At 48.5% G+C, this 19,082-nt stretch carries 18 protein-coding genes and 1 pseudogene; 6 read left to right on the top strand and 13 right to left on the bottom strand.

Going from position 1 to position 19,082, the window contains the following annotated elements; genetic code table 11:
• Nucleotides 1-59 precede the first annotated feature (59 nt).
• Nucleotides 60-605 carry an NADPH-dependent FMN reductase gene (gene ssuE, locus MHH48_RS03480; protein WP_076322250.1) on the bottom strand — a complete coding sequence of 182 codons (546 nt, stop codon included), beginning with the start codon at nt 603-605 and terminating at the stop codon, nt 60-62.
• A gap of 546 nt (nt 606-1,151) precedes the next feature.
• Between ssuE and MHH48_RS03475 the strand changes: the two genes are divergently transcribed.
• Together MHH48_RS03475 and MHH48_RS03470 are read left to right on the top strand one after the other, a co-directional pair.
• Complete coding sequence (locus tag MHH48_RS03475) at nt 1,152-2,060, top strand: SDR family oxidoreductase (protein WP_076322251.1); 909 nt, start codon at nt 1,152-1,154, stop codon at nt 2,058-2,060.
• 56 nt (nt 2,061-2,116) lie between these two features.
• On the top strand, nt 2,117-2,572 hold the full coding sequence (locus MHH48_RS03470; RefSeq protein ID WP_076322252.1) for a hypothetical protein: 456 nt from the start codon (nt 2,117-2,119) through the stop codon (nt 2,570-2,572).
• A 674-nt stretch (nt 2,573-3,246) separates the two neighbouring features.
• Here the strand turns inward: MHH48_RS03470 and MHH48_RS03465 are convergent.
• Together MHH48_RS03465 and MHH48_RS03460 are read right to left on the bottom strand one after the other, a co-directional pair.
• The gene (locus tag MHH48_RS03465; protein ID WP_076322253.1) at nt 3,247-3,573 is read right to left on the bottom strand and encodes a DUF6506 family protein; all 327 of its coding nucleotides are present in this window, start codon (nt 3,571-3,573) and stop codon (nt 3,247-3,249) included.
• A gap of 43 nt (nt 3,574-3,616) precedes the next feature.
• Nucleotides 3,617-4,819: an MFS transporter gene (locus MHH48_RS03460; RefSeq protein WP_076322254.1), complete on the bottom strand. Its 1,203-nt coding sequence runs from the start codon at nt 4,817-4,819 to the stop codon at nt 3,617-3,619.
• A gap of 102 nt (nt 4,820-4,921) precedes the next feature.
• Between MHH48_RS03460 and MHH48_RS03455 the strand changes: the two genes are divergently transcribed.
• Nucleotides 4,922-5,806 carry a LysR family transcriptional regulator gene (locus MHH48_RS03455; protein ID WP_076322673.1) on the top strand — a complete coding sequence of 295 codons (885 nt, stop codon included), beginning with the start codon at nt 4,922-4,924 and terminating at the stop codon, nt 5,804-5,806.
• A gap of 290 nt (nt 5,807-6,096) precedes the next feature.
• On the opposite strand, the pseudogene MHH48_RS03450 reads toward MHH48_RS03455, so the two are convergent.
• Nucleotides 6,097-6,949: pseudogene (locus MHH48_RS03450) on the bottom strand (NAD(P)H-hydrate epimerase); the annotation flags it as partial.
• A gap of 66 nt (nt 6,950-7,015) precedes the next feature.
• Nucleotides 7,016-7,648: an NAD(P)-dependent oxidoreductase gene (locus tag MHH48_RS03445; RefSeq protein WP_076322255.1), complete on the bottom strand. Its 633-nt coding sequence runs from the start codon at nt 7,646-7,648 to the stop codon at nt 7,016-7,018.
• A gap of 366 nt (nt 7,649-8,014) precedes the next feature.
• Here MHH48_RS03445 and MHH48_RS03440 point away from each other — a divergent pair, with 366 nt between their 5' ends.
• Nucleotides 8,015-8,905: a hypothetical protein gene (locus MHH48_RS03440; protein WP_076322256.1), complete on the top strand. Its 891-nt coding sequence runs from the start codon at nt 8,015-8,017 to the stop codon at nt 8,903-8,905.
• Between the two features lie 392 nt (nt 8,906-9,297).
• On the opposite strand, the gene MHH48_RS03435 is transcribed toward MHH48_RS03440, so the two are convergent.
• Nucleotides 9,298-10,050, bottom strand: coding sequence for a MerR family transcriptional regulator (locus tag MHH48_RS03435; RefSeq protein ID WP_076322257.1), 753 nt, complete (start codon nt 10,048-10,050; stop codon nt 9,298-9,300).
• A gap of 21 nt (nt 10,051-10,071) precedes the next feature.
• Nucleotides 10,072-11,055, bottom strand: a complete 984-nt coding sequence (locus MHH48_RS03430; RefSeq protein ID WP_076322258.1) for an alpha/beta hydrolase — start codon at nt 11,053-11,055, stop codon at nt 10,072-10,074.
• Between the two features lie 149 nt (nt 11,056-11,204).
• Here MHH48_RS03430 and MHH48_RS03425 point away from each other — a divergent pair, with 149 nt between their 5' ends.
• Nucleotides 11,205-12,116: a hypothetical protein gene (locus MHH48_RS03425; RefSeq protein WP_076322259.1), complete on the top strand. Its 912-nt coding sequence runs from the start codon at nt 11,205-11,207 to the stop codon at nt 12,114-12,116.
• Nucleotides 12,117-12,415: 299 nt separating this feature from the next.
• Here MHH48_RS03425 and MHH48_RS03420 read toward each other — a convergent pair whose 3' ends face one another.
• From MHH48_RS03420 to MHH48_RS03405, 4 genes are all read right to left on the bottom strand, one after another.
• On the bottom strand, nt 12,416-12,637 hold the full coding sequence (locus tag MHH48_RS03420; RefSeq protein WP_076322260.1) for a YezD family protein: 222 nt from the start codon (nt 12,635-12,637) through the stop codon (nt 12,416-12,418).
• A 145-nt stretch (nt 12,638-12,782) separates the two neighbouring features.
• Nucleotides 12,783-13,646, bottom strand: coding sequence for a sulfate ABC transporter permease subunit CysW (cysW, locus tag MHH48_RS03415; RefSeq protein ID WP_076322261.1), 864 nt, complete (start codon nt 13,644-13,646; stop codon nt 12,783-12,785).
• A 13-nt stretch (nt 13,647-13,659) separates the two neighbouring features.
• Nucleotides 13,660-14,508: a sulfate ABC transporter permease subunit CysT gene (gene cysT, locus MHH48_RS03410; RefSeq protein WP_076322262.1), complete on the bottom strand. Its 849-nt coding sequence runs from the start codon at nt 14,506-14,508 to the stop codon at nt 13,660-13,662.
• A 38-nt stretch (nt 14,509-14,546) separates the two neighbouring features.
• A complete protein-coding gene (locus MHH48_RS03405) occupies nt 14,547-15,623 on the bottom strand; it encodes a sulfate ABC transporter substrate-binding protein (protein WP_076322263.1) in 1,077 nt (358 codons plus the stop codon).
• Nucleotides 15,624-15,983: 360 nt separating this feature from the next.
• On the opposite strand from MHH48_RS03405, the gene sleB reads away from it, so the two are divergent.
• Nucleotides 15,984-16,643, top strand: a complete 660-nt coding sequence (sleB, locus tag MHH48_RS03400; RefSeq protein ID WP_076322264.1) for a spore cortex-lytic enzyme — start codon at nt 15,984-15,986, stop codon at nt 16,641-16,643.
• Nucleotides 16,644-16,846: 203 nt separating this feature from the next.
• Here the strand turns inward: sleB and MHH48_RS03395 are convergent, their stop codons facing one another.
• Nucleotides 16,847-17,755: an aminoglycoside phosphotransferase family protein gene (locus MHH48_RS03395; protein WP_083659632.1), complete on the bottom strand. Its 909-nt coding sequence runs from the start codon at nt 17,753-17,755 to the stop codon at nt 16,847-16,849.
• Nucleotides 17,756-17,941: 186 nt separating this feature from the next.
• Nucleotides 17,942-19,006, bottom strand: coding sequence for a lactonase family protein (locus MHH48_RS03390; RefSeq protein WP_076322265.1), 1,065 nt, complete (start codon nt 19,004-19,006; stop codon nt 17,942-17,944).
• Nucleotides 19,007-19,082 lie beyond the last annotated feature (76 nt).

The following is a 19,082-nucleotide window of genomic DNA, read 5'->3' as shown; positions in this document are numbered from 1 at the left end:
GGTATCCCTCCATATGATCTCTATCGCTTTCATATCGCTGCCGTTCACTCATGCCATCCTTAAGCACGTTCTATCCGGTAACGGGTTTCTTCAATTAATTCCTCCATGGCAGAGGTCAAGCGTTCCTGAAGCACTTCCGCTACATCGAATCCGCCATCCTCAGTACGTGCCACCTGGGCATCCACCGCGTACACGCCTCCTAGAATATGACGGGCTCCGATCGAAGAAAGCACGGGCTTAAGCGAATAATCAATCGCCAGCAGATGCGCGAGACTGCCGCCGATGAACATCGGAAGCACGATTTTGCCGGCCAATCCTTTTTGCGGAATCAGGTCTAAAAATGTTTTCAGAACGCCCGTAAACGAAGCTTTATAAACCGGACTTGCCACAATCACGGCATCAGCCTCGGCCACAAGCCCGTTCGCTTTGACAATATGCTCGCTCTCAAACTTGGTATGAATCAAATCCTCAGGCGGCAGCCCGGCCACGTCGATTCGGCTAACCTCGAAATTCGCAGCAGTCAATGCCTGCTCCGCATGCTCCATAATCGCATTCAATCGGGATCCGGCTGTGGGACTCCCGTTAATAATAACAGCTTTCGCCATAATCATTCACCTCGGCTTATCTTATAGTGTCGCCATCTCATCCATTCATAAGATCGCTATGTAAGGTCCTCTCGACTTAGAGTCAGACGGCCTTAGCCAACATCTTTAGAAAAAGAAGACTTTACAAAGGTACGGCAAAGTCTTCCGTAAGCAGTCGCTCTTAAATCCGACGTTTGCCAATATAAATCAGAGCAAACTTGTCAGAATTAATATCATCGTATCAATGTGTCTGCGCTTTTGTCAATGCAGCAGCACCGGCAATTGAACCTTGGTATTTCGCGAACCACTACGCTCATTTCCTCCCCAAACTTCCTGGGTAATGTGATGATCCCGTTCATATACTTCATAGCGATGCAGCGAAAGCGGCGCTGGATCGCTATTCCGCGATCAATTCCTCGCCACTCTTCTTCATCCATTCCCAATAGCGCCGACACGTAAAAGCACGACCTTTCACCTATTCTGTTCACAAGCGGCACCCCGGACTAGGCGAATGCATAGAGATAAAGCATCGACGTTCAACGATAACAACCTAAAAGGAGGACTGAAATGAATCCCCAACAGCCCATTCCCTACGTAGGCTCCAAAACCGAATGCAAGGAACAGCCCATCGCTTTCCCTCCACAGCATCAACACTGCCAGCCGGGCCTGGAGAGTCTAATGTCTCCGCGTCCGATCAGCGAAGATCCCGCGTACCGAGGCAGCGGTAAACTGGATGGCAAAATCGCTATTGTGACTGGGGGAGACAGCGGTATCGGCAAAGCGGCCGCCATTGCCTTCGCCAAGGAAGGTGCCGATCTGGTCATCCCATACTTATATGAGACTTCGGATGCGGAGGTGACGAAACAACGGACTGAATCGTTCGGCAGACGATGCCTCTTAATGAAGATTGATCTGCGGTACAAAAAAAACTGCGAAGCCGTGGTTAACGAAACGATAGCCTGCTTCGGCAAGCTGGATGTTCTCGTGAACAACCATGGCGTCCAGTATGTGCAGCGCAGCATCTTGGACATCACGGAAGAACAGCTCCATCACACCTATCAAACGAATATCTTTCCCTTCTTCTTCATGATCCAGGCAGCGCTGCCCCACATGAAATCCGGGGCGTCGATCATCAACACGGCCTCCATTACCGCCTATGACGGTTTAAAGGAGCTCATCGACTATTCCTCAACCAAAGGCGCCATTGTTTCCCTTACCCGATCCCTGGCCCTTTCGCTGGTCGATCAAGGCATCCGCGTCAATTCCGTCGCTCCCGGCTCAGTCTGGACGCCGCTCATCCCATCCAGCTTCTCCGCTGAAGAGGTCGCCGTATTCGGAACGAAATCACCGATGAAGCGGGCCGCACAGCCCTACGAGCTGGCACCCGCCTATGTTTACCTGGCGTCATCCATCTGTTCCTCTTTTGTCACGGGTCAGGCTATTCACGTCAACGGAGGGCAGATGGTAACCAGCTAGCATGGATGTCGCAAGCATCTGAGAATTCTATGAATAACGAGCAGAGGATGTGTACAATGAACACCGAAATTCCCAAACGGTCTGCCCGGATGGACATGGGGTTTTATGCATTAAACAAGCTCGCCAGTGCCGGCATCGTTGTGCTGCTGCTGAGCCTGCTTGATTGGGTGTGGCCTTCCAGCGCTGATCAAGCTTCGGAATGGTTAGGCCTCTATATGCCGCAAGAGCACTGGGTATACGGTTACGCGCTGACCGCGTCTCTTGCAGCGGATGCCATTCTCTCGTTCCTACCTTCCCTGCATAAGGGTAAACAAGCCGCCGTGTACGGAGCGGTCGGTTTTCTGTTCTTCGCCTTATCCACAGGCGGGAATCCGGAGCAGCTCTGGCTTCGCGCAGCAGCGGGAGCCTTGACACTGCTGCTCTTCTTGTGGGGAAAGCATACGTTCTCCAGCAATTCTCTGGCCACCCCGTTCTTTGCCTTGGCCGTTCCCCTCTTGTGCTGGGTGATCTGATTCAAGTGCCCATAGCTTCCTTCCATGCAAAAAGGGCCCTCCGAGGGCCCTCCCCTTGATCTTCACTTCAAAGTGCTGCGATGACATCCCCGGCGATGACCGAGGCGGGATGTCCCCGGTGCCGCGCGGCCCGCTCGCCGGCACGGCCGTGCAGCCACACGCCAAGCGCGGCTGCAGACGGACAAATCTCATCCTTTAGGTTGCCTACTGGTTCTGACAGCCGTTAACTGTTCTCCTGAGCAAAAACACATCACAGAGATGCTGGTCAAGGAACGAGAAAGGCGCCGTGGTTGGTTAAAAGACTGTATTGAACGGGCTGTAGCCAATGGGGAGTTGCCTGATTCAACAAATATTTCCATGTTGATTGTACTTTTTGATACATTTCTTCAAGGTATATCTACACAAGCATGGGATGCTGTTCCATATGAAAATATCGACAAAGCAATCACTCAATTGATGCAAACGTGGGATCTATATATTGATTTTTCATCCATATAAAGAAACTCTAATTTGTGAAGAGTTGTGTAATGTCAGCCAACTGGGCTTTTTGTGTTTACGGTCATTATATGGAGTTCAACACTTAATCTTTGCTTTATTGGCTGTAAGTAGTGGTGAAATTATGAAATCCCTCCTTTACTATTGCCATAATTTCATCATAAGTAGTGGAGCTTAATTTAATTCATAATATCATATAGTTGTTTTCTGAATTCGGGTCCATAAGTTACGGTCCCCACTGGAATCTCATAATCTAAAGCTTCGTTAATTTTAGTAACCCAAGTAGGGCCAAAACCACCGCATAGTTCAATGAATTGGACACCTTCCATTTTTAACTTTTTAGCCATCTCAATAATACTTCCATCTTTTTTAGCGTTAGGATCAAAACCAATTGTTATCATTTCACATGTTCCCATTGCATTACGGTTAATGACAGTATTTTCTTTAGGGGAAAATTCGGGAGAAAAGTAGAAAAACGCCCATTTATTTAAATTCTCTAAAGTCATATATAATCACTCCTTAATTGTTTACGCAACTTTTATTCAAGTGTCATTCCTCTTGACTAGTTTGTAGTTTCATTTCAATATTCCGTGAATCAGAGTTGTTTAAGTAAAAAGAGTATTTGATAGAAACGAGAGCAAGAATAACAAATAAACTACCAATCCAACTCAAATTTATAATGTTAGTATACTTTATAATGATACCTCCTAAAGCAGAGCCTATCACCATCCCGATGTTCATTAATGCTGTATTAAAACTGAGTACAGTTTCAGATGATTGTGGTTTTAGTGAAATCAAATAAAATTGCTTGGCAGGTGTTACTGTCCAAGACACTACTCCCCAAAATGCTAACGTTATAAATAAGTATATTATCGAATGCTGTGTAAATGTTAATACAAGTAAAGTAACTGCATGAACGAATAAACTAATAGATATCGTTTGATTTGGCCCCCATTTGTCTACAGCATATCCACCAAAACGTGAGCCAATAAAAGAAAACGTGCCTAAAACAAATAAGGCGATACTAGTCATCTCTATTGAAAAGCCTGCAGAATTACTTAACAACGGAGAGATATAAGCAAACACCATGGTGTATCCTAATATCCAAAGGATAGTTGTTGTTAATGCAGTGATGACCCGTTTATCCTTTATAATTTGTATCTGTTTTTTTAATGGTACGGGCTTATTACCTTTTATACTAGGTAATAATTTATAAAGTAAAAGTAAAAGAGGTACTGTAACGAAAGCAATAATTAGAAAAATATTACGCCAATCTAAATAAGCAGCTAAAAATGTCCCTATAGGTACACCAAGTACTAATGAAACGGTAAAGCCAGTGATAATCGTTGCCATGGCACTACCACGTTTATCTACTGTAGCTATTTGAGCAGCATAGTTTGTTGCAACAACAATGTAAAGCCCACCACTCATTGCCATAATGATTCTTGACAACATTAGTATAATATAATCATTACTAATAAACGCTACAAGATTCCCTAAAATAAAAGTAAAAATAGCATATAATAATACTTTTTTACGTTCAAACTTGGCGGTTAACGAAACCAGTGCGAATGCACCAACTGCATACGATAACGAATAAATGGTTATTAGTTGTCCTGCAGTTGAGATTGATACCTCTAAATCGAAAGAAATGGTTTCTAATATTCCAGAAACAACAAACTCTGCCGTTCCTGTAACAAAGGCTCCTAAAGCTAAGAGAATAATAATAAATTGATTGATGTTCTTTACCAACGTTTACATCTCCTTAGGTATTTCTTGGGTAGAATTTATTTTAAATGCCATGTTAACATAAGTAAAATTGATATTTTTGATAATGGAGATGAGTTATTACTCATGAGCATCGTTCGCTTCGAGATTTTATCTAAAGTAATAGAGTTAGGAAGTTTTACAAAAGCCGCTGAAAAATTAAGTATGACTCAATCAGCTGTTAGTCATGCTATTTCCAGTTTGGAAACAGAATTAGGAGCCCCATTATTGATTAGGGACCGTAGAAAGGGAATAGCACTCACAGAAATAGGACAAAGAACACTACCACATATAAGAGAAGTGTTGAAAAGAATTGATGCAATTAACCAAGAAGTTGCATTAGCAACGAACTTAGAAACGGGTACCATTCGTATTGGTACTTTTGCGAGCGCTTCTTCCTGCTTATTACCTAAATTGCTTGCGAAATTTCAGAAAAAACATCCTAAAATAGAATTTAAGTTTTATGAAGGGACATATGAAGAGATTACGGAATGGTTACAATCTGGAATTATAGACATTGGGTTTGTTGTAAAAGGGAAGGCAAATCCTAGCTTTGATCTAGTTCCTCTCATGAAAGACTATATGGTTGTAGCTTTTCATCCCGAGCACAAATTCCTTCATAAAGAAACGATAGATATGCACGATTTAGAGAAAGAGCCTTTTATTATGCCAACTGGAATGTACCAATCACATATAGAGGAGTTATTTAAAGAATCACAAATCAAACCATCTATCCGTTTTGAAGTACGCGATTGCACTACCATTGCTAGTATGGTACAAGAAGGGCTTGGCGTTACCATCGGTACAGAGTTATTTTTAAAAAGTCAACAAAACATCGAGATAAGAAAACTTAATTTAACAAGTTACCTATATGTTGCATTAGCTTGTTCTGCAATTTCTGAAGCATCTCCGGCTGTAAAAGAGTTTCTTATGGTTGCTAAAAATGCTTTTATTGAGTCCAATAATACTTAGACTCTCAAATCTAACGGCTTTAGTGAAATAAGGAGTACAAAAATAATCAAACTTTATTAAAAATCTAATACTAAATAAAAAAGGTTAAACTCCATTTTGATTTATATTTTTCAGAATGGAGTTTGTTTAAATTAGCTATTAAAAAAATCTGATTTCAATCAAGCATTACTCAATAATAGAAAGGCTTAGGAGTTGTTCCTAAGCTTTTTTGAGGTTTTAAATGAAAGAAAAGTTACGAATATAGCATTGGTTTTATGTATTCAAAAAGATTCCTTTGTTTGCGTTCGGTACAGCGATGCCGGGATGCCGATGGAGCGGACCACCACCCGGCCTGCCGCCTCGGCGCCGGGGTACTGCACCAAGCCTCGCTTCAGGAAGGCGAGGCATACCGTCACCCCGGCCGAGATGCACGGCTCGTGCCGCGCGCCGGTATCGGCGTCCAGTCCGCTCGGAATATCCGCGGACACGATGGGCAGGCCGCTGCATTGGCGGCCTGGATGAGCGCGGCGTAAGCGCCGCTGGGCGCGCCCGACGCGCCCGTGCCGAGCAGCGCGTCCACGATGCCGGTGTACGCGCCGTAGTCCACGGCTTCACGGCCGTGGACCAGAGCCGGGATGCCGAGCGCTGCCGCGGCATCCCGCTGCACCGCCGCCTCGCCGGCAAGCGCGGACGGCTCGGCGGCATAGAGCAGCGTCACGCGCATACCGGCGTCACGCAAATGCCGGGCAGCGACCACCCCGTCGCCGCCGTTATTGCCCTTGCCCACCAAAATGAGCCAGTGCTCCTGCGCCGCGAGCGCGGTGGGCAGTGGAACCTCCCCGTCTACGACAGGCGACGGGCGGCTCATCTCCAGAACCCGGTCATTCCCGGCGGATGGGGGCTCCACCGCTGCCGAATGATATGATATGGATACCCGCTGTTCATACCGCCCATCCTCCCGCATCAATGCATGAGCATGTCCAGCTGTCCGAGCGGCTGTTGCGGAATGCGAACGGCTCACTTATCATGCTCTAGGCACAGCTTCAGAACTTCCTCGGCAATTGCCCTACCCGCATTCTCCATCAGCGCAATCGCCGGAATACCGATTCGATGAATCGTATGGTTGTCGAGTGCCCTCATCTGTTCAGACGTTACAACATACATCCAAGCTCTCCCCTTTGCTTCGATATATCCTACACAAACGTTCCGTCGACTCAGGATGCCCCTCTATTAATAAGCAACAGTAAAACGGGACTGAATAAACTGCGGATCATCCAGCTCGTCGATCACGGCTACCGCGAAATCTTCAACCGAAATTCGGCTGCTTCCACTATCATCGGTCACCAGGCGATCCATGCCGATCCGGAACTGTCCGGTGCGTTTCCCCGGCTCGATGATCGCCGCCGGACTGACATACGTCCATTCCAGATCGCTTTCCTTATACAGGTCGTAAGCATCCGCATGCGCACGGGCAAGCGGCCTGATCTCCTCCGGAAATTCCGGGGTGTCCATAAGCGGTACGCCGCTATCGGCAATCAAGCTGCCAGCACCGCCAACGATCAATAGACGGGTAACGCCGCCGCGTCTCGTTCCCTCTACAATCGTGCGTGCGGCTGCAACGAGCTCCTCTTCCTGGCCGAACTTCGGACCAAAAGCGCTAATGACAGCATCATGCCCTTGAATCGCCTCTTCTAATGATGAAGGATCCATGACATCCGCTTTGACTTTCTTTAATCGTTCATGCTCTGAATCCAATCGATCCGGATTACGCAATACCGCCATGACTTCGTGCCCCCGGCGCAGCGCTTCCTCCGTAATTCGTCTCCCGATCGTTCCGCTTGCTCCAATTAATGCTACCTTCATGTTCATCGCTCCTTCGCTTAGAAATTATACTATATCACCCCTGGTGATGAATGGCTCTTTACTGAATCTTAAGTAGTATTATAAACACCTAGTGCCAACTATAGCCGTTCCGGGCTGTCGTACCTCCTATTTACTTATCCCCTTACAGACCTCTTCAAACTCCACTCGTTCATTTTTCCTCAAAACAATAGATCTTTAGACCTATGTATCACAATATTATTTTCACCGATAGAATACATAGATGCATTTTTATGAATATATATATATTGCATAATGACTTAATTCGCATTACTAAGGTCGTGTGTTTGCTGGAATTTTGTCGTTTTTCTATGACGTTATCGTAATGTAAAGGAGATTATCCATACAATGAAAATAAAATACGTCCACTTGCTGGCCCTCTGTCTCGCAAGCAGTCTGCTGCTAAGCAGCTTCTCCCTTCAGCCTGATGCGGCTGCAGCCGAATCCCGCCAGAAGGCAACCTGGTTCTGGGATACCCCGCAGATTCAAGAATCGGCTGATGACATTCTGAATTTCGCCACCAGTCAAGGCGTCAATGTGCTCTATCTGCAGATGAACCGTGATGTTCGGCCCGAATATTATCGCAGCTTTATCCGCCAAGCAGGTGAACAGGGGATCGAGGTTCATGCCCTTGGCGGCGCGCCTAACTGGGCGCTGGAAACGGAGCGTCATCGATTAGAAACTTTCATTCAATGGACCGCTGATTATCAGGCTTCCGCTGCTCCGAATGAGCGCTTCACCGGCATTCATGTCGATATCGAACCACATGTGCTGGCCGAGTGGAAAACAAACCAGCCCTCCTTGGTAAAGCAATGGCAAGCGAGCGTCCGCTATCTGGTCCATGAAGCGCACACAATGAATCTACCCATCGGTTCTGACATGACATTCTGGCTGCATGGCTACCAGCTGCCGGATCAGTCGATGTCGATCAGTCGGTGGATGATCCAGCAGTTCGACCAGGTTGTCATTATGGCCTATCGTGATCAGGCAGATAACATTTACAGCGTCGCTGCTGCCGAGCTTAAGGAAGCCGATGAACTTGGCAAGGAAGCCCTGATTGCCGTAGAGACCAAATCGAGCAATGAGGGAGCTTATATTACCTTTTTTGAGGAAGGCACGTCCTATATGGAAGAGCAGTTGTCCAAAGTATGTATCAAAGCGGAGAAGCACCCTTCGTTCTCCGGGTTCGCCATTCATGACTACAGGTACTGGAAGTCATTACATGACTCCGATCGATAACATCGCGATTATTTCATAATAGGAATAAAAAAGATGGCGTTTCAAGAGGGTGTTTCCTCTGGCGCCATCTTTATATTTTTAGATGAAGGAACTCATCCTCTCCACCCGGGTAAAGGCCTGATCGCTCTTAAACCGTCAACATGAGAAGCAGTACATAACCGACCGTCAATTTCGCGCGTTGCAGCGGCGCTTTTTTTACCTGCACTTCCATCACCCCGGCCCCTCCCTCTCTTTCGATGCTACCGTCTTATTCATATACTATATGCGGCTCGGTCTCTTATGTTGCCTTGAGGAAAAATTGTTTGCCAAGAAAAAAACCGATTAGCCATGTAAACAGTAGAATACGATTTAAGCTTCCTGCATAGGAAGCAGAACCCGAGCTGCAATGCAGCTCATTCACGATCAGGATAGCGCTTCAAGACGTCCTGCAAATATTGTTCTGCTTCCATTACAAGCTGACGCTCTCCAGCGTTCCATTGATCCCGATTTCTATCGACTGCTAAGAAGGCAGCATGAATCTGTTCGTCGCCATGTGTCACACGTTGAACCATCCGATGCCATTCTTGGGCCAAGGTCCTGGCTAAACGGGACTCGATCGGAACGTTTGAAGCCTTATAAGCTGCAGCTTGCAGCGATATTTTTCGGAACGTATTGTAAAAATCCAATGCCGCCTGCTCAGAGTTAAATACCTTTTGAAATAGCCGCCAGTCTTCCTCCGAAAATTCGTATTCTTTCCAAGCCGACATATCGACCTCATTCAACGAACGCATGAGATGGGCTAACAGCTCCCAGGGTACGTTGTAACCTTCTTTCATCATTTCCTTTGCGACATGCAATCCGTCAAGCTTGGCCTGGATACTCTCTTTCTGTGAATAGAGGACCGATGCCTGGTAATCTAGAATGTTCTCGATATCCTGCTCCTCGGTGCCCACGATCAATTGTTCTTTGATCCTTCTTATAGAGAAACCGATGGCTCTATAGAACATAATCTGTTCAAGTACATACAGCTGTTTATCATAATATACTCTATGCCCCAGCTCATCTCGTTCCGCCTTAAGAATCCCTTCATTATCGTAATACTGAATGGTTCGCGGAGTTATTCCCGACAATTGACTGATTTCTTTTACGGAATATTTTCTTCCCATGAACCCATCCCTTCCCGTCCCTTACTCGACTTTTGCTAAAAAAGCTTCTATCGTTTCCAGTAACTCTTTAGGGTATTCCCCGTTAATTGCATGCGAGGCATCTTCAAATACGACCATCTCGCTATTAAGGTCTTTCAGGGAATCCATCCCCGTTTGATACGACTTTTCAGCATGGTGCATCGTCGATTGTCCAGCTAAAATACCGAGCACCGGTATCGTCAGCTCAGCTAATCGTTCAGGCTTGATGGCTTCCGGCATGGGCAGCTTGCTCTTGAATGTCCGCATACCGGTTTCGATTAATTTGGCGGTCGGGTCGCTGTCATCAACTTCAGCCCCGCCGGATATATAGCTGAGCATTTTCTCCCGGATCGGTTTGGGTACCATGGGCACAGACGCCGGAATGGATACCAGTATCATTTTCAGTGGAATGGGGCCAAACACATAGACAGGGTCCAGCAATATGAGCGATTGAATCTTCTCAGGATGCTTGAGCGCCACATTCGCCGCACTCCACCCGCCGAACGACAGCCCTAACAGGTGGATCTCTGATTCCGGCAGCTGATCCAGCACTTGCCCTAACCATGCTGCTTGGTCCGCAGCAGTTTCAATCCGTCTGGTTTCTGTGCTTAAACCCGGCTCTCCTATCAAATCAAGGGTATATACAGTCCGGTGTTCTAAAAAACCGCTTAGATTGGCCTCCCACATGGGTGTAGCAGATCCTTTTCCAGGAAGCAGCAACAAGGGTGTTTTATACGGTGTATCGCTCTCCCGGAACTTGTAGAGCTGCACCACGCCAAAATCGGTATTAAATATAATCGATTCAACCGGTTCTGGTAAGTGATTCATCGCCTCATCATAAGCCACCGCATATTCCTTCTGCCCATCCTCTGTAACAAAACCGCTTAACGACCCGTCATCTCTGAATAGAAAGCCTATTACCGTCAGTATAGCTAGTATCGCAATGAGAATGCTACCTAAGATCACCCATCCTTTTTTTCGTTTCACTTCAATCCCCTCCTAAGATGACTATAGGATATGACGTAACGTTATACGCAACCCCCTATGCTCTCCCTAGCTGCCTGTTACCGAATCGGCTTGAAATCCCTCCCTTGTTGTGCAATAGTGAAAGGTAGAATATTGAAGGAGGGGTCCGCTTGTCCCTTACGGAATGGATGGTTGATATCTTGGGCTCACTGGACACGCTCGTGGCCGTGCTTCTTGCCACTGCAATATTTTCGGGCCTGTACATATACAGTGCATCCCGGCTATTGGGTGCACGGAAGGATTCACTCGCTCGCATTCGTCAATCCTTGACGATTTATACCAGACTGGCCGGACCTCTGGGAACCCTCATCAATCGACCGACCCGAACGGCTGTCCCCGACGACCTGTTGATCCGGCTTCTGCAGGAATGCAAATCCGCTGACCTGTTGACGCGGGAGCTCCACGAACAGATTGATACCTTTCTTAGCGATCGTGATGAATCCAGATTAACAACGCTACACAAGCTGCTGGACCGCGAGATCAACAGACTTATGAAGGAGCGCGACGAACTGGTTGGGCGGCTCGAGAAACCCGGTTGGGGTATGGGATTGTGGCTGCTCTTGAAACCTGCCGTACCTGCCCTTTCACTGGGTGCCGCGATCCTATGGACGACGATTCTCGTCCAGGAACTAAGGCAATCCCCTGCCTGGACAAACCCCGAGGTATGGTGCTTATGGCTCTCCAACATGATTGCCACAATCTCCTTCTACCGACTATTGATGGATTCCAGAAGAAGAACGCATGGTGTGATCTATACCATACTGCATCTGCTGATTGTAGCTTCAGCCCTGTTTAATCTGATCTGGAACGAGGCCTCACCATACGTTTTGGCTACCCAATGCTTGCTGTATCTGGCGGGTTTCCGGGTTACAGCCACCCGCAAGCGCCGTGAACGGCCCTATGCCGGACACCCGGAACTAATGGAACAATTCCTTCATCCTACGGGAGAGAATGACCCTCTTAATGAGACGGGAGGTTCCTGCGATCCAGAGATCACTAACAGCCCTCTGCGATCCAGATAAGATAGCAACGACATGAATATTACGAGATACAGCCCGTGCCGAATTCAACGGCCGGGCTGTTATTATATCTTCGCAATCCTTGTGCGGCAGGCAGTCATTACCCGATATTACGCTCTTACCTACCACAATCCTGGATCCCTGTGTTCATACAAAAAAAAGAATTCCCGTATGATTACCGAAGCACACTCCTATAGTCTACATCGGTTAACACTCAGGGTGTTCCCCAAAGTCTACTGGGTAAAGTGTGCTTATGGCATCTAAGGAAATTCTTCTCTCGGTACTCGATAACCCTTTAGGGATCATCTTGCATTCGTTCTTCGTTGTTGGCCGGATGCCCGGGACGGTCCTGACGTCTTGACCGCTCCGGAGGCCGTATTCTCAAAACGCTTGCGCTCCGTTCGTTCCATCTGAACGATTTGACCCTCATGCACTACAATTTGCAGCGAACCGAATTCCATGTCGTTCAGCAGGCTGGCTATGCGTTCGAGCCACATTTCATCCACTTTTAAAGGTTTAGCCATGGATACGCCTCCTCACCGGGCAAAGCCCAAATATATTTACTCATCCCCACAAGTCGAAGTGACATTTTACCTGCACGCGTGCATTATTCATTCTTTTCCAACCTACATAGTATGAATTAACATTAGCATGGGTTGGAAACGACTGTCAATGGGCATTTTTTCGCGTAAACCAATTTTTCAGCAGCAGGGTTACGACGGCTAATAACAGCAATAATGAGGCCACCGCGAACGATGCCGAAAACTGATACTCATTGTACAAAATTTCGACATGAAGGGGCAGCGTATTGGTCTCGCCGCGGATATGGCCGGATACAACAGACACGGCCCCAAACTCGCCCATGGCTCTGGCGTTACACAATATGATGCCGTACAATAGCCCCCACTTGATATTGGGCAGGGTGACCCTCCAGAATATTTGCCAGCCCTTGGCGCCCAGCGTTACTGCCGCCTCCTCTTCCTTTGTCCCTTGGTCTTCCATCAGCGGGATCAGTTCCTTTGCCACAAAGGGAAACGTGACAAATAATGTAGCCAGCACAATGCCGGGCACGGCAAAAATAATCTTGATATCATGGCTTTCAAGCCAAGGGCCAAACCATCCCTGCCGACCGAAGATCAGCACGAAGATTAACCCCCCGATCACAGGGGATACCGCAAACGGCAGATCCAGCAGTGTAATCAACAGATTTTTGCCTTTAAAACGAAACTTCGTTATGGTCCATGCTGCAATAACGCCGAATATCGAATTCAGCGGTACCGCAATAGCCGCCACCAGTAAAGTCAGCTGAAGCGCAGACAGAGCATCAGGATCGGATAAGGCGGCTACATAGACCTCCCAGCCCTTCTTAAGCGCCTCCGACATCACCGTAATCAGAGGCAGCACAATAAGCCACAGCAGCACAAGCCCAGCCAAGCTTATGAATGTCCATTTCACCCACGGCTTCTCCGCAGCCGCCAGAGAGGACGGCGTGTTTCGTTTCGCTGCAGGAGCGGCAGGTACAGTTCCAGCCATTAGTATCCCCTCCTTAACGGGCGGTTTTCCGTGTCCAATGTTGTAGTATATTGATGCCGAGCAGCAGTGCGAAAGAGATGAGCAGCAAGATCAAGGCAACCGCCGTCGCGCCGGCATAATCAAACTGCTCCAGCTTCGTCATGATTAACAGCGGCGCAATCTCCGTCTTCATCGGCATATTCCCCGATATGAAAACCACGGAGCCATATTCACCGATGCCTCTGGCAAAAGCAAGCGCAAATCCGGTCAGCAGCGGCGGAATCAAGGTCGGCAGAATGATGGTGCAAAACGTGCGCCATCGGCGTGCCCCGAGCGTTGCAGCCGCCTCTTCCGTATCCCGCTCCGCGTCCTCCAGCACCGGCTGTACCGTCCGCACAACGAACGGTATGCCGATGAACATGAGGGCCAGCGTGATGCCTAAGGGAGAAAATGCCGCCTTGATCCCCAGCGGCTCCAGCAGCGATCCAATCCAGCCGTTAGCGGAATAGATCGCGGTTAAAGCCACCCCCGCTACTGCCGTTGGCAGGGCGAAGGGCAAATCGATCAGGGCATCCCACAATTTTTTGCCGGGGAAATCATACCGCACCAGCACCCAAGCCAGCAGCAGCCCCAATATCGTATCCGCGAATGCGGCCAGCGCCGCTGTCGTCAGACTAACCCGGTAGGAGGCCAGTACCCTCGGATCGGTTGCAACCGACCAGAACTTCTCCCAGGTTAGTCCGGTTTGATTGAGAAGCAGCGCCGACAGCGGCACGAGCACAACCAAGCTCATATAAAGGACGGTCAGTCCCATGCCGATTCCAAAACCCGGGAGTACGCTGCGATTGTTTCTGCTTTGCTTCTGTTCGGGGAGTACTGCCATATCCACTCATCCTTTCCTGCCTTCGGCGGTTATGCCGATCAGCTCCCTGGCACGTAAATCTGATTAAAGATGCCGCCGTCATTGAAATGCTTCGTTTGTGTCTCTTCCCATGTTCCAAACACATCCTTGAGCGTAAACAATTCGATAGCCGGGAATTTCTCCTTGTACTTGTCAGCCACGCTGGCAAGCGTTGGACGGTAGTAGTTCTCAGCCGCAATCGTCTGCCCCTCTTCACTGTAAAGATATTGCAGGTAGGCTTCCGCTACCTCGCGGGTCCCACGTTTGTCAACGTTCTTATCCACGACGGCAACCGGAGGCTCCGCCAAAATACTGACGGACGGATTCACGATCTCGAATTTGTCGGGTCCCAGCTCGTTAATCGAGAGATAAGCTTCATTCTCCCAAGCCAACAGCACGTCCCCGATTCCGCGTTCTACAAAAGTGGTTGTCGCACCGCGGGCTCCGCTGTCCAGCACCGGTACGTGGGTGAACAGCTCTTTCACAAATTCCTGTGCCTTCGCTTCATCGTTATTGTTAACCTTGAGTGCGTACCCCCACGCCGCCAGGTAGTTCCACCGAGCACCGCCGGAGGTCTGTGGATTCGGCGTGATCACCTCCACGCCCTCCTTGATCAGGTCCGGCCAATCCTTGATGCCTTTCGGGTTGCCTTTGCGGACGAGGAAAACGATGGTTGAGGTATAAGGCGCACTGTTATGCTCAAACTTGCTCTCCCAGCCTTCATTGATCAATCCGGCCTGACGGATCGCATCGATATCGTATCCGAGGGCCAGTGTCACCACATCCGCCTCCAAACCGTCGATAACCGAACGGCTTTGCTTGCCTGAACCCCCGTGCGATTGCTTAAATGTTACCTTCTGGCCTTGTTCCTTCTCCCAATGCGCCGCGAATGCTTTATTGTATTGGTCATATAACTCTCGGGTCGGATCGTAAGAAACATTGAGCAGTTCCACGCTCGGCTTGCTTGAACCCGAAGCAGGCGCGTCTCCGTTGGCGGTTGCGACTGTCTCTGTTTTCTCTGCACCGCAAGCTGTAAGTGCCGCCGTCAGCATCACTGTTAATCCGATGAGAACCCCTTGCTTCAACACCTTTTTCATATGGATCACTCCCCCTATTATTCTCTACTAAACAGGCCGTATGGCAAAAAAAGACGGAGGAAAGCTCATCAGAACAGAGTCAAGCCGGTTTGCAACCGTGCCTGCTCTTAGTCTTCGAGCGTTCCTCCGTCGATACGGTGAGAACAATACATTATAATTCCTACCTGTTTAGTATGTTATGTTGCTATTGTAATAAGTCCCTCTCCTGCTGTCAAACCTTTTTTCAAAAAATTTCAAGTTTAGGACCACACGGACCATAGAACCATTTTTGGTGCAACGAACGCAGTCACGACGCGGATTTCCATTTACTGATGGTTGTATGAACCCGCTTCCAACCTTATAATTCTACCCCAAAGGGAGTTGATCACCATAAGAAAGCCAAATCGAAAAATAATTTCTGCTCTTTTCCTTAGTATTCTTCTGTTCATGCCTGCATTTGCCCAAACGACGGAGGCAGCTCCGGTGTTAAAGCCTGGCAATGAAAACGGGGATGTCTGGGAGCTTCAATATCGCCTGAAAACGCTGGACTTCTACACGCAGCCGCTGGATGGCAAATATGGCGCAAACACGAAAACAGCCGTTACCCGTTTCCAAAAAGAATACGGTGTGCCAGCCGATGGAGTTACCGGCGCACAAACCTGGAGACAGCTGAAAAAATATACGTTAAATCAATCCGAAATGGATGTCATGGCCAGAGTCATTTATAGCGAAGCCCGCGGTGAGCCTTACAAAGGACAAGTTGCCGTCGGGGCTGTTGTCATGAACCGCATTCAATCCAGCGAATTTCCGAATGATATTCGGGGCGTCGTCTTTCAAAAAGGGGCCTTTACAGCCGTAGATGACGGACAATACTGGTTGACTCCGAACCGGGCTGCCTATCTTGCTGCATTGGATGCCGTTCGCGGCTGGGATCCGACTTATGAATCCCTTTATTATTTCAATCCTAAAACAGCGACCAGCAAATGGATCTGGTCCAGACCGCAAGTGCTGCAGATCGGCAATCATATTTTTGCTCATTAATGATTCATCGAATGAATCTTTAAACCAATGAATCCGCTATTAACCTCGTTAACTATTATAAAGAAGCAGCTTGAAGCCCAATCAACGGCCTCAAGCTGCTTCTTCTACTGAATAGATAATATCTTCTGTGACAATTATTCAATCTATCTCTTATACCTGCCACTACTACTATCATTAGAAGGCATAAGAGTCCAGCCTTTTACCTAGATGTAAGTCAACAATTGGTTGGCGTTACGTCTCATATCCTCAGGACGCTGTCTGAATGCACTGTAGGCGATATGATCCAGGCCGATGTGAATAAGGCAGCATAGCAGACGGTCTTCCATCTGCGGGGGCCGGTCTCCGTACTTATCCCAGTGGCGTTCTAAAATTCCCTCCAGATCGATGTCCTCCCATTCCGGATACCAGGTCCACCAGTACAGAAGCCAAGCTATGTCATAGAGAGGATCGCCATAGAATGCATTGCCCCAGTCGATGACCCCGGACAACCTTCCATCACTCACCAGCACATTTCGGTTCAAAAGATCACTATGAACAATTCCCCGATACTCCTGAAGCTGCGGTAAGCGCTGACGCAATCTTTCGATGCCGGCGTCGAAGATCTTCGCCTCGTAAGGCGAAGCATCCAGTCGTTCGCGCCAGCCTGGCAGCCGGTCTCTTGGCTCAGCAACAGAGAGAAGCCAGGCCCCCCAGCTGGGCCCCGCCCCCTCAGGGTGCCAAATGCCAGCTTTCTGTGTAGCTGCGAAGTCAAACTTCTGAAATTCATGAAGAGCGTCTATCAATTGCGGCAGTACTACCCGAATCTCAGGCCCGCTCAGCTCATCGAGATGCTTTCCCGATACCAGCCTGGATACAGCATAGTAGCCGCTCTCCGTCTCGCCAACCTCAAGAACCTTCGGGATCGGAAGTATTTCGGAGGAATAGGCACCCATCGCCCGATCCTTCTCGAAATCACCAGAATAAGCCCCGAAGCGAATAACCATATCTTCCCCATCGAGGATGAAAGAATAGGCACTTGACCAATCCCCGGAAGCGAGAGGGGTGAGATTCGCTGCTCGTTCACCAAAGCGGGCCTCCACAAAACGGCCCGCCGCCCGCATAAAGTCCTCCATGATGCTTCCTCCTTATGAATGATGCCTTGAATTCGTTATACTGTTAAATCATACGCCGCTCTTCTATTAACCTTGCTAAACATGAACAAAGGGCCACACTCGGCAGCCCTTCTGTCTAAACTAAGATTCCCCGCAAAGCACTCATTTGGGCTATGAGCTTCATTCATTTAGCCCATCTAACAGCTCTTACGCCTTTACCTTCTCCACGGGACAGATGCATACCGGGTGCGTAACTTCTAGTGTATAACCCGTAGAAACCAGATTGCCCGTGTCCGGATCGATCCGATAACTTGCGATCAAACCATTGTCCTGATTCGCCGTCAGCAGGAAGCCGTCCGGCATAATATTGAAGTGGCGCGGCGTTTTACCGCCGGAAGACACCCAGTTGACGGCACGGAGCGTACCGGTCTCCTGGTCGATTACATATTGAACGATGCTGTCATGGCCCCGGTTGGAGGCGTACAGATAACGGCCGCAAGGAGATACCAGCAGATGGGCCGATGTGTTGTTATCCATCACTACGTCTTCTGGCAAGGTCGATATATGCTGCAATATTTTCAAATCCCCAAATGTTCCATCGTTTGCGTAAGCCGTTACCGTACTGTTCAGCTCATTCGTGCCATACACCCACTTGCCTGATGGATGAAAAGACACATGCCTCGGGCCCGAGCCTGGCGGCAGACTGATCTCGCGGTGGGTCACCAGCTTGCCTTCCTCCAGCCGATACAGGTTCACATCATCCATGCCCAGGTCACTGACCACGATATACTTGCTGACGGGGTCTTCAAATATCGAATGCGGATGCGCTTCGGATTGACGGTCATCGTGAAGACCGCGTCCGCTGTGCTTGATCTTGGAGGCCAGCTCTCCAACCCGGCCGTCTCCTTCTAATGCCAGCACCGATATATGTCCATCGCTATACCCTGTCGTAAGCAGATACTTCCCGTCCGATGTACGGGATACATGACATGCCCCGGACGAGCCGGTAGACTGAGCGTTCAGCAGCGTTAATTCACCGGTGACCAGATTGGCCGAATAAGCCGACACATCGCTTTCGCCCTTCTCGCTCGCTGCATACAATACAGAGATCGAATCATCGAAATCCAGATAGGTAGGGTTTTCTATTCCAGCCGTACCACCTAAGATACGCAGCTCGCCCGTACCTCGATCCATCGCCCCCCAATGAATTCGATTCTCTTCCTCCGAACCATAGGTTCCTATGTAAAATATCAGTTCCTGTCCTGCTGTCATGTGATCCACTCCTTTGTCTAATGAATGATCCGGTGAACCGGTCTAATTCTTATTATGTATTACCCATCAGGGCTCC

It is taken from the genome of Paenibacillus sp. FSL F4-0100 (assembly GCF_037993005.1).
Classification (GTDB): Bacteria; Bacillota; Bacilli; order Paenibacillales; family Paenibacillaceae; genus Paenibacillus_AQ.
This window is presented reverse-complemented; position numbering and strand designations above follow the sequence as displayed.

Bases quoted from the DNA above. Each gene is read 5' to 3' on its own strand.
- ssuE (WP_076322250.1), bottom strand. From the start codon at position 605: ATGGCGAAAGCTGTTATTATTAACGGGAGTCCCACAGCCGGATCCCGA.
- MHH48_RS03475 (WP_076322251.1), top strand. From the start codon at position 1,152: ATGAATCCCCAACAGCCCATTCCCTACGTAGGCTCCAAAACCGAATGC.
- MHH48_RS03470 (WP_076322252.1), top strand. From the start codon at position 2,117: ATGAACACCGAAATTCCCAAACGGTCTGCCCGGATGGACATGGGGTTT.
- MHH48_RS03465 (WP_076322253.1), bottom strand. From the start codon at position 3,573: ATGACTTTAGAGAATTTAAATAAATGGGCGTTTTTCTACTTTTCTCCC.
- MHH48_RS03455 (WP_076322673.1), top strand. From the start codon at position 4,922: ATGAGCATCGTTCGCTTCGAGATTTTATCTAAAGTAATAGAGTTAGGA.
- MHH48_RS03445 (WP_076322255.1), bottom strand. From the start codon at position 7,648: ATGAAGGTAGCATTAATTGGAGCAAGCGGAACGATCGGGAGACGAATT.
- MHH48_RS03440 (WP_076322256.1), top strand. From the start codon at position 8,015: ATGAAAATAAAATACGTCCACTTGCTGGCCCTCTGTCTCGCAAGCAGT.
- MHH48_RS03435 (WP_076322257.1), bottom strand. From the start codon at position 10,050: ATGGGAAGAAAATATTCCGTAAAAGAAATCAGTCAATTGTCGGGAATA.
- MHH48_RS03420 (WP_076322260.1), bottom strand. From the start codon at position 12,637: ATGGCTAAACCTTTAAAAGTGGATGAAATGTGGCTCGAACGCATAGCC.
- cysW (WP_076322261.1), bottom strand. From the start codon at position 13,646: ATGGCTGGAACTGTACCTGCCGCTCCTGCAGCGAAACGAAACACGCCG.
- cysT (WP_076322262.1), bottom strand. From the start codon at position 14,508: ATGGCAGTACTCCCCGAACAGAAGCAAAGCAGAAACAATCGCAGCGTA.
- MHH48_RS03405 (WP_076322263.1), bottom strand. From the start codon at position 15,623: ATGAAAAAGGTGTTGAAGCAAGGGGTTCTCATCGGATTAACAGTGATG.
- MHH48_RS03395 (WP_083659632.1), bottom strand. From the start codon at position 17,755: ATGGAGGACTTTATGCGGGCGGCGGGCCGTTTTGTGGAGGCCCGCTTT.
- MHH48_RS03390 (WP_076322265.1), bottom strand. From the start codon at position 19,006: ATGACAGCAGGACAGGAACTGATATTTTACATAGGAACCTATGGTTCG.